Origin of the sequence: Bacillus sp. FDAARGOS_527 (assembly GCF_003812125.1) — a bacterium.
GTDB classification, from domain to species: domain Bacteria; phylum Bacillota; class Bacilli; order Bacillales; family Bacillaceae_G; genus Bacillus_A; species Bacillus_A paranthracis.
On the sequence record NZ_CP033795.1, the window covers coordinates 5,018,513 to 5,034,374 of the forward strand.

At 36.1% G+C, this 15,862-nt stretch carries 18 protein-coding genes and 1 other annotated feature; of the genes, 14 read left to right on the forward strand and 4 right to left on the reverse strand.

Features of this window, described 5'->3' with window-relative positions; translation table 11 throughout:
• Nucleotides 1-407: 407 nt before the first annotated feature.
• On the reverse strand, nucleotides 408-2,432 hold the full coding sequence (locus EGX95_RS28715; protein ID WP_000837171.1) for a glycosyl hydrolase family 18 protein: 2,025 nt from the start codon (nucleotides 2,430-2,432) through the stop codon (nucleotides 408-410).
• Nucleotides 2,433-2,786: 354 nt separating this feature from the next.
• Here EGX95_RS28715 and EGX95_RS28720 point away from each other — a divergent pair, with 354 nt between their 5' ends.
• From EGX95_RS28720 to EGX95_RS28755, 8 genes are all read left to right on the forward strand, one after another.
• The gene (locus tag EGX95_RS28720; protein ID WP_000382354.1) at nucleotides 2,787-3,158 is read left to right on the forward strand and encodes a DnaJ family domain-containing protein; all 372 of its coding nucleotides are present in this window, start codon (nucleotides 2,787-2,789) and stop codon (nucleotides 3,156-3,158) included.
• A 10-nt stretch (nucleotides 3,159-3,168) separates the two neighbouring features.
• Nucleotides 3,169-3,483 carry a thioredoxin family protein gene (locus EGX95_RS28725; RefSeq protein ID WP_000787596.1) on the forward strand — a complete coding sequence of 105 codons (315 nt, stop codon included), beginning with the start codon at nucleotides 3,169-3,171 and terminating at the stop codon, nucleotides 3,481-3,483.
• Nucleotides 3,484-3,496: 13 nt separating this feature from the next.
• Nucleotides 3,497-3,742, forward strand: coding sequence for a hypothetical protein (locus tag EGX95_RS28730; RefSeq protein WP_000394365.1), 246 nt, complete (start codon nucleotides 3,497-3,499; stop codon nucleotides 3,740-3,742).
• A 126-nt stretch (nucleotides 3,743-3,868) separates the two neighbouring features.
• On the forward strand, nucleotides 3,869-4,012 hold the full coding sequence (locus EGX95_RS28735) for a hypothetical protein (RefSeq protein WP_000817979.1): 144 nt from the start codon (nucleotides 3,869-3,871) through the stop codon (nucleotides 4,010-4,012).
• Nucleotides 4,013-4,092: 80 nt separating this feature from the next.
• On the forward strand, nucleotides 4,093-4,674 hold the full coding sequence (locus EGX95_RS28740) for a TetR/AcrR family transcriptional regulator (RefSeq protein ID WP_001254444.1): 582 nt from the start codon (nucleotides 4,093-4,095) through the stop codon (nucleotides 4,672-4,674).
• A 65-nt stretch (nucleotides 4,675-4,739) separates the two neighbouring features.
• Complete coding sequence (locus EGX95_RS28745) at nucleotides 4,740-5,972, forward strand: MFS transporter (RefSeq protein WP_000992578.1); 1,233 nt, start codon at nucleotides 4,740-4,742, stop codon at nucleotides 5,970-5,972.
• 56 nt (nucleotides 5,973-6,028) lie between these two features.
• Nucleotides 6,029-6,280, forward strand: a complete 252-nt coding sequence (locus EGX95_RS28750) for a helix-turn-helix transcriptional regulator (protein WP_001996603.1) — start codon at nucleotides 6,029-6,031, stop codon at nucleotides 6,278-6,280.
• Between the two features lie 12 nt (nucleotides 6,281-6,292).
• Complete coding sequence (locus tag EGX95_RS28755; RefSeq protein WP_000514009.1) at nucleotides 6,293-6,685, forward strand: hypothetical protein; 393 nt, start codon at nucleotides 6,293-6,295, stop codon at nucleotides 6,683-6,685.
• 36 nt (nucleotides 6,686-6,721) lie between these two features.
• On the opposite strand, the gene EGX95_RS28760 is transcribed toward EGX95_RS28755, so the two are convergent.
• Nucleotides 6,722-8,005 carry an MFS transporter gene (locus EGX95_RS28760; RefSeq protein WP_000738822.1) on the reverse strand — a complete coding sequence of 428 codons (1,284 nt, stop codon included), beginning with the start codon at nucleotides 8,003-8,005 and terminating at the stop codon, nucleotides 6,722-6,724.
• Nucleotides 8,006-8,113: 108 nt separating this feature from the next.
• Entirely contained in the window at nucleotides 8,114-9,427 is a 1,314-nt protein-coding gene (locus EGX95_RS28765) for an alkaline phosphatase family protein (protein ID WP_000356448.1), read from the reverse strand.
• Nucleotides 9,428-9,580: 153 nt separating this feature from the next.
• Between EGX95_RS28765 and EGX95_RS28770 the strand changes: the two genes are divergently transcribed.
• Together EGX95_RS28770 and proS are read left to right on the forward strand one after the other, a co-directional pair.
• Complete coding sequence (locus tag EGX95_RS28770; protein WP_000383851.1) at nucleotides 9,581-9,874, forward strand: YesK-like family protein; 294 nt, start codon at nucleotides 9,581-9,583, stop codon at nucleotides 9,872-9,874.
• A 93-nt stretch (nucleotides 9,875-9,967) separates the two neighbouring features.
• Nucleotides 9,968-10,173, forward strand: a binding site (T-box leader).
• Nucleotides 10,174-10,220: 47 nt separating this feature from the next.
• Nucleotides 10,221-11,651 carry a proline--tRNA ligase gene (gene proS / locus EGX95_RS28775; protein WP_001040951.1) on the forward strand — a complete coding sequence of 477 codons (1,431 nt, stop codon included), beginning with the start codon at nucleotides 10,221-10,223 and terminating at the stop codon, nucleotides 11,649-11,651.
• A gap of 117 nt (nucleotides 11,652-11,768) precedes the next feature.
• Here proS and EGX95_RS28780 read toward each other — a convergent pair whose 3' ends face one another.
• On the reverse strand, nucleotides 11,769-12,782 hold the full coding sequence (locus EGX95_RS28780) for an LPXTG cell wall anchor domain-containing protein (protein WP_123805803.1): 1,014 nt from the start codon (nucleotides 12,780-12,782) through the stop codon (nucleotides 11,769-11,771).
• A 202-nt stretch (nucleotides 12,783-12,984) separates the two neighbouring features.
• Here EGX95_RS28780 and EGX95_RS28785 point away from each other — a divergent pair, with 202 nt between their 5' ends.
• The 4 genes from EGX95_RS28785 to EGX95_RS28800 all read left to right on the forward strand — a co-directional run bounded on the left by EGX95_RS28785 (nucleotide 12,985) and on the right by EGX95_RS28800 (nucleotide 15,854).
• Nucleotides 12,985-13,863, forward strand: coding sequence for an ROK family protein (locus EGX95_RS28785; RefSeq protein ID WP_000666105.1), 879 nt, complete (start codon nucleotides 12,985-12,987; stop codon nucleotides 13,861-13,863).
• Nucleotides 13,864-13,991: 128 nt separating this feature from the next.
• The gene (locus EGX95_RS28790) at nucleotides 13,992-14,588 is read left to right on the forward strand and encodes a TerD family protein (RefSeq protein WP_001121583.1); all 597 of its coding nucleotides are present in this window, start codon (nucleotides 13,992-13,994) and stop codon (nucleotides 14,586-14,588) included.
• 23 nt (nucleotides 14,589-14,611) lie between these two features.
• Entirely contained in the window at nucleotides 14,612-15,196 is a 585-nt protein-coding gene (locus EGX95_RS28795; RefSeq protein WP_000146722.1) for a TerD family protein, read from the forward strand.
• A gap of 79 nt (nucleotides 15,197-15,275) precedes the next feature.
• Nucleotides 15,276-15,854, forward strand: a complete 579-nt coding sequence (locus EGX95_RS28800; RefSeq protein ID WP_001007533.1) for a TerD family protein — start codon at nucleotides 15,276-15,278, stop codon at nucleotides 15,852-15,854.
• The last annotated feature ends 8 nt before the right edge of the window (nucleotides 15,855-15,862 follow it).

The window sequence follows — 15,862 nt, forward strand, 5'->3', positions numbered from 1 at the left end:
ATGATTTTCGAGAACTCTTACATGAGAATTGTATGAAGAAGCACTCTTATGGTGCGCTTATAAGCGTGCTTTTTCTTTTGTTATGTTTATATTTATAATAATACTAGATGCCTTTCCCTAATAGGCGACTATCTTCTTTTATATATATAGATAGTTTGAAATGGAATAAAAATAATTCCTATATGTAAAGGATAATGTGATTACTATAGGAAGACAATAGCACTGAAAGGAAATTCATGTAAAATTCAGATGAACTTCACATGAACTTCATATTAGAAACTAAATATAATTATAATAAGTTATTGTAATTTAATTTGTGATTTTTCATGAAATTAAAAGTTTGAATTTAGGAAAGAGTGCTTAAACCTAAATTCAAACTTTAGTGAAATAATTAAGGGATGTTACCTTTAGTTTTCGCTAATGGATGCATTTACAAGTTCGGCGGGATTACCTGTTCCTGCCCCTCCGATTGTAACCGATCCACCGGGAGGAATTTCACCATTCCATCCTGCATTCGTAATTACGTAATGACTATTTATTTTACTACTAATTTTAGAATCCCAAACTTGCGTTAAATTGCCGTTATAATCAAATTCTAATTTCCAGTTTTTAATAGAGGTCGTTCCACTATTTTTAATTACAATCGAGAAGTTGTAACCACTTCCCCAATTTGAAGTGACTGAAAAGGTAGCATTGCTATTTCCACCAGGAGGTGTTGTGTTAGCATCATCTGTTTTTACAATAATAGAAGTAGGCTGTGATTTATTCCCAGCAGCATCTTTTGCTAGTATTGAAAATTTGTATTCTGTATTAGATTTTAAGTTTTTAATTGTAATGCTATTTGTTGTTGTACTCCACTTCTCTTCTCCAGCAGTAATTTCATATTCCGTAACTCCTACGTTATCAGTAGATGCCGTCCAGTTTAATTGAACTGAGTTTGAATTTTTATTTGTTACAGCAATATTTTTTACGTTTGTTGGTGGCTCAATATCTTTTTGAGTAATAGGTCCACCTAGTAATTCTTTTACTAACGTATCAAGTAATTTTGGTCCACTACAACTATATTTTGGACTTGTGCGACAGTCACCACTAAGCTCCCAAAACATTGCACCACTTAAACCTTTTGTCTTTATATAGCCTGTTTTATATTTCATAGATTCGTTGTCATCATAGCTAATAAATGTACCTGTAGTTGCATTATATAAATAAGGTACTTTCGCCACATCGTTCCATCCGCGAACAAAGCCATTTTTATTAACATAATTAGCTGCTAAATCACCATAATCGTACACACCTGTATCACCGGTAGAATAGTCATCCCAAGTACCTTTAGAAGCGAGCTTTCCATCACTACCTGGTTTACAAGGTTGGTATTGTCCGTTATTTTCTTTTCCACAACTTTTCCACCCGCGTCCGTAAAATGGTACACCTAATACGAGTTTATCTGCTGGAACCCCTTCATTTGTATAAATGTTTATCGCACCATCTACGTAAAAATTCGTATCCGCTGCTGGGTCATTTGGATCTTTGTATAGAGCTGCATTATGGTTAGAAGTAGCTTCCCATCCACCGTGGAAATCATATGTCATAATATTAATCCAATCCAGTATTTGAGAGATTTTCTTTAGCTCTGTATGATCAGCGTAACGTTGGCTTGCACCTGATGCAATTGTTAGTAAATATTGTTTACCATCTTCTGCACCAGCTTTCGTTAATGCATTTCGAACTTCTTGAAGGAGTAGGGTGAAGTTTTGCTTATCTTCAGGACGATAACTACCACCAGGAATCGTTTCTACGCCCGGATATTCCCAATCTAAATCAACGCCGTCAAATCCATATTCGCGTAGGAAATCGACTGTAGATTCAGCGAATACTTTTCTTGTTTTTTCATCAGCGGCCATGTCAGAAAAGCGGTTAGACCAAGTCCAGCCACCAACGGAAATAATTGTTTTTAAGTGAGGATACTTAGCTTTTAATCGTTTTAGTTCGCCGAAATTTCCGCAGCGTGCGTATTTATCACAATCTTCCCAAGTTGTACCTGAGCCAGGATAAGATTTTGTGACATCGGCCCATGGTTCACCGAGTACGAGAGTACCATTAGGGACTTCTTTATTTTGCAGTGGTACACCAGATTCTTTACAGTTCCACGTTTGTTTATTTGGATTATCGGGGTGAGTAGAAGGGTTTCCATGTTTTCCATTCCAGCAAATATCAGCGAAAGCATAGTTTAAATGAGTTAGCTTTGATGCATCAATATCCGCAACTTGATAATTACGTCCGTAAATGCCCCATGAAGGAAAATACCCAACAATTTTTTGACCTTGCTTTTGTGAATCTGCTAATGCGACATTGGGAGTAATAAAGTTTGTGAGAAAAAGAGGTAAGAAGAGTAGTAGGGATAGTAATAGCAGTGTAAATTTTTTTGATTTCATAGTCATTTCTCCTTTCAAAGTAAAAGATATATTTAAAGGCATGCGCCAATAAATCACAATGAATCTAGATAAAAATGATCAGACATCACGAAGTCTATACAAGGAGATGAAGCTGATTAAATCGTAGCAAATGTAAGATTTGGTGTAAACGCTTTATTGAATTCGAAAAGACTTTCTCAATATGAAATGGCTCTAATACAGATTACACATGAAAATAAAATATCGATTAGAGAGGAAAGGGCTTCTTGGAGTTAAATTTGAGAAAAAATTGTATGAGGTCAATTTGTAATAGCGTAGCAAGATAATGAAATTTCATGTAAAATAATAGTAAAAATATGTAAGGGAGGGAGTAATGTGGATGTGTTTTTGAATATTGCCGAAGAAAAAATTCGACAAGCAATACGGAATGGAGACCTTGATCATATTCCGGGAAAAGGAAAACCACTACAATTAGAAGACCTTTCAATGGTACCTCCAGAACTTAGAATGAGTTATAAAATTTTAAAAAACGCGGGCATGATTCCACCAGAAATGGAACTACAAAAAGATATATTAAAAATAGAGGATTTAATTGCTTGCTGTTATGATGAAGAAGAGAGAAAAAAATTAAAAGAAGAGTTAACGGCAAAAACGCTACGTTTTCAGCAAGTAATGGAAAAAAGAAAGATTAAAGATAGTTCAGCATTTCGTATGTATCAAGATAAAGTATTTCATAAACTACGTTAAGAGGGATAAGATGAAAAACTTTGAAACAATAGAAGAATTAGTAACATATATTGAAGAACAACAATTAGTACTTCTGTTTATTAAAACGGAAAATTGTGGTGTTTGTGATGTCATGTTAAGGAAAGTAAATTACGTATTAGAGAATTATGATTACGTAGAGAAAATAGAGATATTACTGCAAGACATGCAAGAGGTTGCAGGGCGATATGCAGTATTTACTGGACCGACAATTTTATTATTTCATAATGGAAAAGAGATTCTTCGTGAATCGCGCTTCATTTCACTTGAAAATCTAGAGAGAACCATTCAATTATTCGAGGAATAGGGGAGGCTTTTATATGGAATTTATTATTGTCATACTATTATTTGTTGTAGTTGGAACAATCTTAACAGCAGTTCGATCAAACAAAAAGAAGGTAAATCTTACAAAACAAAATAACATTCATAATTCATCTAACAACTCATCACCGCTATTTTTCTTTGCTGGATCTGATAATGATAGCTCGCATGATGGAGGTTCACATGATTGTGGAGGGTCTTTTGGTGGAGATAGTGGGGGAAGCTGCGGTGGTGGCGGTGATTGATGAAAATGCGCCTTATATAGGCGTATTTCTTTTTAAACAAACGTTTGATTAGTTGGCTTACATATGCATAAAAACAGTTAAACAAACGTTTGATTAAATACTTTTAACATATTAAGGGGAATGGAAATGAAAAGGGAGCCGAAAGTGAAAAACAAGGGGAAAGTAATGTTATTTTTATTAGCTGCGGGAGGCGTATTTCTTGTTAAATTAGGAGTTAAAATAGGAATTATACACATGATTCGAACGTGGTTTGAGAGTACGTTTTCTTAAATAAGGAATATAGCCTCTTGTAATAGAGGTTTTTAATTTGTTATCATTAGACTGAACGGTCGGTTTAAAGAGGTGTGAATATGAGAAGAAGTGCAGAAGAGATAAAGAAAGAAATTGCATATAAAGCAGAAAGTCTGTTTTCACAGAAGGGCTATGCAGCTACATCTATGGAAGAGATTTGTGAAATTACAGAACGAAGTAAAGGAAGTATTTATTATCACTTTAAAAGTAAAGAAGAATTATTTTTATTTGTGGTAAAACAGCATACGTATGATTGGCTTGAAAAATGGAATGAAAAAGAGAAGTCGTATAGTACGAATACTGAAAAATTATATGGTCTCGCGGAATATCATGTAGAGGACATACAGCAACCAATTTCAAATGCAATAGAGGAATTCTCTATGAGCCAAGTTGTAAGTAAAGAGATTTTGGATGAACTATTAGCTTTAACTAGAGAATCATATGTTATGTTTGAGAAACTAATTGAAGCAGGCATACAGTCTGGAGAGTTTCGTGAAGATAATACGCGCGATCTTATGTATATTGTGCATGGATTATTATCAGGGCTTGGAGTACTTTACTACGAGTTAGATTATAAAGAGTTGAAACGTATTTATAAAAAGGCAATAGATGTATTGTTAAAAGGAATGGCAGCTGAATAATAAGTCAGTTGCTTTTCTATAAAATAAATTAGACCGAACGGTCGGTTTATGAAAGGGGAATGAAAATGAACGCTTTATTTAAAAACCGAGCATTTATGCTCGTTATGGCGTCTGATATTTTACAACAATTTGCAATTTGGATCAGAAATATGGCCCTTCTATATTTCATAATGGAGCGAACGAATAATGATCCAGTTTCCGTTTCATTGTTATCGGTTATGGAATATGCACCTATTTTTATTTTCTCGTTTATCGGTGGTGCGCTAGCTGATCGCTGGAATCCGAAAAGAACAATGGTCGCTGGAGATGTATTAAGTGTAATGTCTATTATAGGAATTGTCCTGTTGTTAAAACTGGATTATTGGCAGGCTATATTTTTTGCAACACTCACTTCCGCGATTGTAGGCCAGTTCTCTCAGCCATCATCTTCGCGTATATTTAAGCGCTACGTAAAGGAAGAACAGGTAGCGAATGCGATTGCATTTAACCAAACATTACAGTCATTATTTATGATTTTTGGACCAGTGGTAGGATCACTTGTGTATACACAACTTGGTTTATTTACGTCACTATATAGCTTAATCATTTTATTTTTGTTATCTGCTATCGCTCTTTCATTTTTACCGAAATGGGTTGAACAAGAGCAAGTGGCGAGAGATTCATTAAAAAATGATATAAAAGAAGGGTGGAAATACGTTCTTCATACGAAAAATTTACGTATGATTACAATTACTTTCACCATTATAGGCTTAGCTGTTGGATTAACAACGCCATTAGAAGTGTTTCTTGTAATAGAACGCCTTGGAATGGAAAAGGAAGCAGTTCAATATTTAGCTGCAGCTGATGGAATAGGTATGTTAATTGGTGGTATTGTTGCTGCGATTTTCGCTTCAAAAGTGAACCCGAAAAAAATGTTCGTATTCGGTATGGGCATATTAGCGATGTCATTTTTAGTAGAAGGGCTATCTACATCATTTTGGATTACTAGTTTCATGAGATTTGGAACAGGTATTTGTTTAGCCTGTGTTAATATCGTTGTCGGTACGCTTATGATTCAACTTGTACCAGAAAATATGGTTGGAAGAGTAAATGGGACGATTTTACCGCTGTTTATGGGAGCTATGCTAATTGGTACTGCTTTAGCTGGAGGATTAAAGGAAATGACATCACTAGTTATTGTGTTTTGTATAGCAATGGCACTTATTTTATTAGCAATAGGGCCAGTTCTACGCATGCAAATAAAGAAAGAAGATGTCACTAATAAAGAGGAACTAACAAATTCGTTAGCGTCGCAATAACTATTGTAAGGGAGCAGAAGTGCTCCCTTTTTCTTTGGCGAACTTTTGACAACTATATGAGCCAATTATATACTGATGATGTAAAAACGATTTTACAGGTTAGGAGAAATGGTGTGAAAAATCAAATCTATGAATTACGCACTGAAAATAATATTTCACAAGGCGCATTAGCTGATAAATGTAAGGTTTCTAGACAAACGATAAATGCAATTGAGAATAATAAATATGATCCAAGCTTAGCGTTAGCTTTTCGTTTAGCGGAAGTATTAGGAACAACTGTTGATAAACTATTTTTGTACAAGCAGTAGGGGGAGTAGTTGTTGGGGAAAGAAAAGATAAGCCTTTTCGTTACTATATTAGTTGCTATAGGTACGTTAGTGTATGCACTTTACTATTGGTTAACTGAACTTCAAGTAAACTGGTATGCACTATTTATTTGTAGCATCGCGTTACATTATCTATTTAAAAGTTTGGCATCACATAGCGTCGAAGGGGATACTGAGGAGAAAGATGATTTAGAAAAACATGTATTAAAAACAAGTGCCAATGTTACATATTATGTACTCGTTGTATTCATTTTTGGCTTGTTTTTCGCATCGGTAGGGTTTAATAGATGGATTGATTTTCATAACATACCGTTATTGTTTGCGTTATGTGCTGCGATAGTTGTAAAGCCGGCTGTTGAGTTTTTAATTGTAAGACGTTATAGATAAAAAAGATCCTCTTCTTGCATGAAGAGGATCTTTTTCTTATAGCGTTTTAGTTTTCGGATTAGGTGGTGTAACGGATGTATTATTTTCAGGGACCTTAGTTAATAAAAATCCACCGATAATAAACAACACAATAATACTAAGAACACCAGCATTTGTTTTTCCTGTTAATTGCGTTGTAACACCGACTAATACTGGACCCATAATCGCGGCGAATTTGCCAAATATATTATAAAATCCAAAAAATTCATTTGCAGATTCTTTAGGTACTAGTTTTGCAAAATAGGAACGACTAAGTGCTTGAATCCCGCCCTGAGAAGTAGCAACTAACATTGCTAAAATCCAGAAATCGAGTGTCGTTTTTAAGAAATAAGCATATATGCAGATAATGATGTAAATAATAATACCGACATATAGCATTTTTTTACCGGTAAATGTCTCAGATAGTTTTCCGTACAATAAAGCGAATGGACAAGCTACAATTTGTGTGACGAATAATATGATTAATAGATTTGTTGCACTAATACCGAGGTCTGTTCCGTAAGCGGTGGACATAGTAATAATTGTATCGACCCCATCAATATAGAAAAAGTAAGCAATTAAGAACATAAAGACCGTTTTATATTCTTTAATATTTTTAAAAGTATCAGCAAGGCGTTTGAAGCTCATTGTAATTGGTCTTGGGTGACGTTCAATATAGTGCGTTTGTTCTACGTTTTTTAGCATTGGAATTGTAAATAATCCCCACCAAAGAGCTGTGATCGCAAATGAAATTTGACTAGCAATGCCGACTGATAAAGGGATAGTTCCTTTTTGAGCAAGAATGATAAGAGCGATACAACCGATAAATGGAATAGTACTCCCAATATAGCCTAAAGCGAAACCTCTTGTAGAAATTCGATCCATTCTATCTTCAGAAGTGACATCTACTAAAAATGCATCATAAAAAATGTTTGCTCCAGCAAAACCGACTAATGCGAGCATATAGCATCCTAGTAATAAGTACCACTGAGATGTTGGAACGACTGCTAGCATACTTGTAAATACGATACCGAGTCCAAAGAAGAATGTGAAAAATCGTTTTTTAAATCCTTTATAATCAGCAACTGTGCCGAGAATAGGAGCAAGTATAGAAATTAAAAGTGTTGCGAACGAGTTTGCATATCCCCAATATGCTGTTGAAGTTGCACCAGATAACCCGGCTTCTTTTGCAGCTGCTTTAAAGTAAATTGGGAATAATGCGGTTGTAATGACGAGCGAATATACGGAGTTCGCCCAATCGTATAATATCCAGCTTTTTTCTTGTCTGGACATTTTTTTCATATAATGTTCCCCCTCAAATTTGTTCTACTAACAGTGTACAAAAATAAAAATTATAAAAAGAGAAACAATGATGAATTTTACATAACTTTTACATATATACACAGTTCTTTACAATTGGAGTAAATCCTCTACAATTGATCCGTCTGTTTCACCTAAGTGTAAACCGAGTAGTCTAGCGATAGTTGGGCCTTCATCAATAAGTCTCATATACGGTATGGTAATGCCGCTTTTTATTCCTTTCCCAGCAGCTATAAAAATTGTTTCATAGTTAGGTTTTGTTGGAGAGTATCCATGCGTACCAAATGTATATTTTTTACTAGGCGTAACATCTTTTTCAGTAATTTCTTTTATAAAATCTCCTGTATAGTTTTCAGTGAAATAATATCCTTCTCGTGCTTCCAACATAAATAAACAATTACCATCTGCACCGCATTCCTTCGCATCCTCATCATGAAGTATAAATTCAATACCGTTTTGTTTATTTTGAAGCAGTTCTTCAAGGAGTAGTTGTACTTCTCGAATTGTATCGGTATCGTTTTTGTCTTTCACATATACATAGGCGGACCCATCGCAACTTTGGCAATAAGCATTCCAGTCTACTAATTTTCCTTTTGAATTTATAGAGATAAGCCCTTTTTGATGAAATAGTACATTTAATTGAATGGCTTTGTTTTCACTTAAAGCGCTATGATCACCAAGAGCGATAATAGTGCTCTCTTCGTATAGTCCACTGTCTTTTAAAGCTTGAATAATTTTCCCTAGTCGCTCATCATGTCTATGAATTGCGGCTATTGTTTCTTTTGATTCAAAGCCGTGATAGTGTCTTTGGGTGTCTAAATCGGTGAAATGTACAAACATGACATTAGGCTTTTTCGTCTGGATTGTATGCACAGCAGAAGCAAGTACGAAATCATCGAGTTCAGGTTGTGACACTCCATTTCGTATATGGCCGAAACGACGATTTAAATCTAATTGATATAGCGGGCTACCGCTAAATAATGAAACTAAAACTTGATTTTGCCACGGTCTATTTGGAAAGATTTCTGGTAAATTGTAATCAATATTTGCTCTGCCGGTAACAGGCCATAGAAGGGCAGCTGTCGTTAAATTTGCTTTATGTGCTTCATCATATAACGTTGTTCCTTGTATTGATTTTCGGTACCAATGCCAATCGGGTGATTCACGTCCAGGTTGAAGTAACGTATTGCTAACAACACCATGTTTATTAGGGTAATTACCAGTTACGATTGTTGAGTGACTTGGGTATGTTACAGAAGGATAAATTGGTTCTACTTTTTCGACAACCGTACCCTTTTTGATTAGAGATTGGAAGTGAGGTAATTTTTGTAGTATAGGAAAATCTAAAGCTGATAAACAGTCGAATGATAAAATGATGACACGATTCGTTAATGCTTTATCCATAAAGTAATCCTCCTAATTATATAAAACCTATTACTATATACTACTATTAATACCTAGTAATAAAAATATGTTTTTAAATAAAATTCATTATTTATTTTCAGAAAAGTTGAACATATAATAAGTATAAGGGAATCTATGGAAGGAGGGAATGGTATGGACTGGTTAGATGGATTTGGTATATTTTACATCATTGGCGGAATCACGATTATCCTTGTATTTGCTATTTCGTATTTACTAAAGAAACGGTTTCCAGACAAGCAGTTCGATATTATATTTGCACTTAGTCTAATACTTCTTTGTTTAGCATCCTTTCCTGTTACAATGATGGTTATTGGTGGATGGGAAGGAATGGGGTATGGGTTTATTGGTTTCTTCGTCCTACTTGGTACACTTATTGGTATGATTGCACATCAACTTTTAAAAATATCACGAAAAAGCTACGTATAAAACTGTAAAAAATGAAAAGAATATATAAAAATAAGAAAATTCACTCTTGTTTTGAAGTGAAATTTATATTATGATATTCAACAAATTTATTTTGTTATAACGATGAAAAAGGACTAGTATATGTTCAACCTTTTTAGCAGAGAGAGAATCCGTCAGGCTGAAAGATTCTTAAAAAGACAACATGGAACCTACCTTTGCGTTCTGCATATGCAGCGGGAATTTCCCGTTATCAAAAAGAGAGCATGCACAATTTTGTGCATGAATCAGGGTGGTAACGCCGGCAAAGCTCGGTCCCTATTTAGGGACGCGGGCTTTTTTGTATTTTCTAGAAGGAGGAAGACTGACTATGGCAAAAGAACAAGTACAAGCGATTACGAAGATGGAAGAGGACTTTGCACAGTGGTACACAGATATTGTAAAAAAAGCAGAACTTGTTGATTATTCAAGTGTAAAAGGATGTATGATTCTACGCCCGTACGGCTATGCCTTATGGGAAAATATGCAGAAAGTTATGGATGAGAAGTTAAAAGCAACCGGTCATGAAAATGTGTATATGCCAATGTTTATCCCAGAGAGCTTATTACAAAAAGAGAAGGATCATGTAGAAGGATTTGCTCCTGAAGTAGCATGGGTGACACATGGGGGGGATGAAAAATTAGCAGAAAGACTTTGTATACGCCCTACATCTGAAACTTTATTCTGTGAGCACTTTTCAAAAATTGTGCAATCCTATAATGATTTGCCAAAGTTATATAATCAGTGGTGTTCAGTAGTTCGTTGGGAAAAGACAACGAGGCCATTTCTTCGCACAACGGAATTCTTATGGCAAGAGGGACATACAATCCATGAAACAGCAGAAGAATCTCAAGCTGAAACGTTAAATATTTTAAATCTATATGCTTCTTTCTGTGAAGACTATTTAGCGATACCGGTAATTAAAGGACAAAAAACAGAAAAAGAAAAATTTGCGGGAGCAAAGGCAACTTATACGATTGAAAGCTTAATGCATGATGGGAAAGCACTTCAAACAGGAACATCCCATAACTTTGGAACGAATTTCTCTGAAGCATTTGATATTAAATTTTTAGATCGTAACGGTAAGTGGCAATATGTACACCAAACATCTTGGGGTGTATCAACGAGAATGATAGGTGGGCTTATTATGGTTCATAGTGATAATAATGGGCTTGTAATGCCTCCTAAAGTCGCACCAGTGCAAGTTGTTATTGTACCGATTGCTCAGCATAAAGAAGGAGTTTTAGCGAAAGCAACAGAGTTACAAGGACATATTCAAAAGGTTGCAAGAGTGAAAATAGATGCTAGTAATAAAACGCCAGGTTGGAAATTTAATGAGTATGAAATGAAGGGTATTCCAATTCGATTAGAAGTTGGCCCTAAAGATATTGAAAAGAATCAAGTTGTACTTGTAAGAAGAGATACGAAAGAAAAAGAATTTATAGCAATGGATCAATTAGAAGAACGCATTCCAGCACTACTTGAGGAAATTCATAACTCTTTATTTAATAAAGCAAAAGTATTTCGTGATGAAAATACGTATAGTGTGACGAAGTTTGAAGAGATGAAAAAAGTAGCTGATGAAAAGCAAGGATTTATTAAGGCGATGTGGTGCGGGGAACTAGCTTGTGAAGAGAAATTAAAAGAAGAAGTCGGAGTATCTTCTCGCTGTATGCCTTTTGAGCAAGAGCATTTAGCTGACGAATGTATTTGTTGTGGTAAAGAAGCGAAACAAATGGTGTATTGGGGAAAAGCGTATTAATGCTCTTTTGGATAGGAAGGATGAAAAGGACTTTAGGCTGCATAATAAAATGCAATCCAAAGTCCTTTTTAGTTTTACAATTTGTTTCATGTATTTTTAAGATGGAAGGATATGTTTTTATTTTGCGTTTTTACGGCGAATGAATAGTAACATACCAATTAGGAATGTTGAAAGTCCCATTAAAATAGATGCAGGATAATGTGTTGCAGTATTCGGTAACTTATCGCCTTGTTTTTTCGCGTTATCTTTTACGTTACCACCTTTGGAACTATTGCCACCTTGAGGGCCATTTCCTCCTTGAGAACTGCTATCGCCTTTAACACGGTTACCTCCATGAGAGTCATTTCCCCCTTGAGAACTGCTATCGCCTTTACCACGATTGCCGCCCGAGCCATTGCCACCCGAGCCATTGCCGCCCGAGCCGTTGTCGCCAGAGCCACTGCCGCCCGAGCCGTTGCCACCAGAACCATTACCGCCGGAACCACTGCCACCCGAGCTGTTGCCACCAGAACCACTGCCATCAGAACCGCTACCGCCGGAACCATTGCCACCAGAACCACTGCCATCAGAACCGCTAGAGCCATTGCCACCCGAGCCGTTGCCACCAGAACCACTGCCATCAGAACTACTGCCACCCGAGCTGTTGCCACCAGAACCACTGCCATCAGAACCGCTAGAGCCATTGCCACCCGAGCCGTTGCCATCAGAACCATTGCCACCAGAACCACTGCCATCAGAACCGCTAGAGCCATTGCCACCCGAGCCGTTGCCATCAGAACCATTGCCACCAGAACCACTGCCATCAGAACCGCTAGAGCCATTGCCACCCGAGCCGTTGCCACCAGAACCACTGCCATCAGAACCGCTACCGCTAGAGCCATTGCCACCAGAACCATTGCCATCAGAGCCGTTGCCGCCAGAACCGTTGCCACCAGAACCACTATCGTCCTGAGAACCACCGTTTCCTGGTGGTTTATTATTATCTTTTGAGTTACCTTCTGCGAAATGATCGTTATTTTGTATAATCGCATTTGTTACTGGAGAGAAGTTTTCTGTTGCTGCATTACCAATATTTAAACCACTAAAAAAAGATAAAGAAAGAGTTGATGCTAAAATAAAAATTTTCTTCATTGATTTCCTCCTGAAAAATTAATATTCCATCTAAAATACATCCCTTTGTAATATTTCATAGGAAAAAGAGTTTTATACAAAAAAATCTATATATAGAAAAAGGTGGTGTATTTCTAAAGAGAGAAAAGAGTTAGTGTAAATTCTTTATAATAGTAGAGTAGTGGGAATTTCACATACATTACAGTAGAGGAAGTGACAGCAGATGAAAGAGTATATTGCATTTGATATTGGTGGTACACACATTAAATATGGAATTGTTTCAGAAACAGGAACAGTACTAAAGCATAAAACAGTTCCAACAGAAATTCATTTGGGCGGAGAACAAATCATTCAAAAACTCATTCTTTTATCAAAAAAATTAATGGGGGAACATAAGGTTTGGGGAATTGGTATTAGTACGGCAGGAATTGTTGACGTTAATAAAGGGATTGTGACGGGAGGTGTGGATCATATTCCGGGCTATAGTATGATTCCTATTATGAATAGATTGCAAGCGGTATTAAAAGTTCCTGTATCCATTGATAATGATGTGAATTGTGCAGCGTTTGGAGAAAAGTGGAATGGTAGTGGAAGAGAGAAAGGAAACTTTATTATGCTCACCCTTGGAACTGGTATTGGAGGAGCAATTTTTATAGATGGAGAGTTATATAGAGGACATTCGTTTAGTGCTGGTGAATGGGGAAATATGTTAATAGAAGGAAAAGCGTTTGAAGAGGTCGCTTCCGTTTCAGGGTTAATTCATCTTGTCCGAAAATATAAAGGAGAAGGTGATTGGAATGGGAAAAGGATTTTCGAACTGTATGATAAAGGAGATAGGGAAGTTACGCAAGTAGTTGAGGTGTTCTTTAAACATTTAGCGATTGGAATTAGTAATCTTGCTTATATTTTTAATCCAGAAACAATTATTATTGGTGGAGGAATTACCGCTAGAGGAAATGAGTTTTTAAAAGAAGTAAAAGAAGAGATCAGTAAATACTTAAATAAGGAGATTTATAGTAATTGTGAGATTGAACTTGCACAAAACGGTAATTGTGCAGGAATGATTGGTTCTATTTACCACTTCTTACATCATCATAAGTAAATTATATGAATGTTTTCATATAACTGAGAATTTATCCTTTTTATCACTAGGTAAATAATGCTACAATATAAGGGAAGAATACAATATTTTCCGATTTGGAAAATGCTTTGTAGAAAGGGAGAAACTGCATGCCTATTATTTTAGAAAAAGGTCAAAAGATCGATTTAACGAAAGGACAACCAAAAGTAGCAAAACTACAGGTTGGCTTAGGCTGGGATCCAATTGGGCAATCAGGTGGGTTTCTGTCTTCATTATTTGGAAGTAAACCAAATGTAGATTGTGATGCATCTGTTGTTATGTTAGAAGGGGATCGTTTTTTAAATAAAAACGATTTAGTTTACTTCGGAAACAAGCTTTCTACTTGTGGTAGTATTATTCATTCAGGAGATAATTTAACAGGTGAAGGCGCTGGTGATGACGAAACAATTTTCGTAGAATTACATAAAGTTCCAAGCCGTATTAATCGTTTAGTATTCGTTGTAAATATTTATGACTGTGTAAATCGTCGTCAAGATTTCGGGATGATTCGTAATGCATATATTCGTATTCAAAACCCGCAAACTGGTGAAGAATTCGCACGCTATAATTTATCGGATAATTATGCTGGCAAAACGACTCTAATTGCAGGTGAAATGTATCGCCACGGAAGTGAATGGAAGTTTTCAGCTGTTGGGGAAGGCACACAAGATAAAAACTTAAGTGAGATTGTATCACGTTATCAATAAAATAAACCGAGGAGGAATTGTGTATGGCATCAATTTCATTGAAAAAAGGACAAAAGGTAGACTTAACAAAAACGAATCCAGGTCTTTCAAAAGTTCTTGTAGGACTTGGTTGGGATACAAATCGTTATGATGGACAAGCTGATTTTGATTTAGATGTTAGTATTTTCTTAGTAGGTGCGAACGGTAAAGTTTCAGGTGCAGAGGATTTCGTTTTCTATAATAATCCAAAAGGCGCAAATGGTGCTGTAGAGCATCTAGGAGATAACCGAACTGGCGAAGGTGAAGGCGATGATGAATCTATCAAAGTAGATTTGAAAAATGTACCTGCACATATCGAACGTATTTGTTTCACAATTACAATTTACGATGGAGAAGGTCGTAGCCAAAACTTTGGTCAAGTTTCTAACTCTTTCGTACGTATTTTAGATGAAGAAAAGAATGCAGAGTTAATTCGTTACGATTTAGGAGAAGATTTCTCTATTGAAACAGCTGTTGTAGTAGGTGAACTATACCGCCATGCAGGTGACTGGAAGTTCAATGCAATCGGAAGTGGATTCCAAGGTGGATTAGCGTCTCTATGTAATAACTTTGGTTTAGACGTAGAGTAATAGAGTTATATATCCATCCGTAAATATGTATTTACGGATGGATATATTCTTTAAGATTAAAATATAGAGGTGAATATAAATGGCTATTCAGTTACAAAAAGGACAAAAGATTGATTTAGGTAAGACGAGTCCTGGTTTAACAAAAGCGGTAATTGGTCTTGGCTGGGATATTAAATCTTACGACGGTGGATCAGATTTCGATTTAGATGCATCAGCATTCCTATTAGATGCGAACGGAAAATGTACAAAGGAAACTGATTTTATCTTCTATAATAATTTACAGTCTCCTTGTGGATCTGTTCTACATACAGGAGATAACCGCACAGGTGAAGGTGAAGGTGACGATGAACAACTTGTTGTGGACTTAAAGAAAGTTCCAGCAGATGTGCACAAAATTGCTATTACAGTTACAATTTATGATGCAGAAGGCCGTAGTCAAAACTTTGGACAAGTAGGGAATGCGTTCGTTCGTTTAGCGAATGAAGAAACGAATGAAGAAGTTCTTCGTTTTGATTTAGGGGAAGATTTCTCCATCGAAACAGCAGTTGTCTTTTGTGAATTATACCGTCATAATGGACAGTGGAAGTTTAATGCAGTAGGAAGCGGATTCCAAGGTGGCTTAGGTGCGCTTGTAAGAGCGTATGGCTTGGATGCATAGGAAGGAAA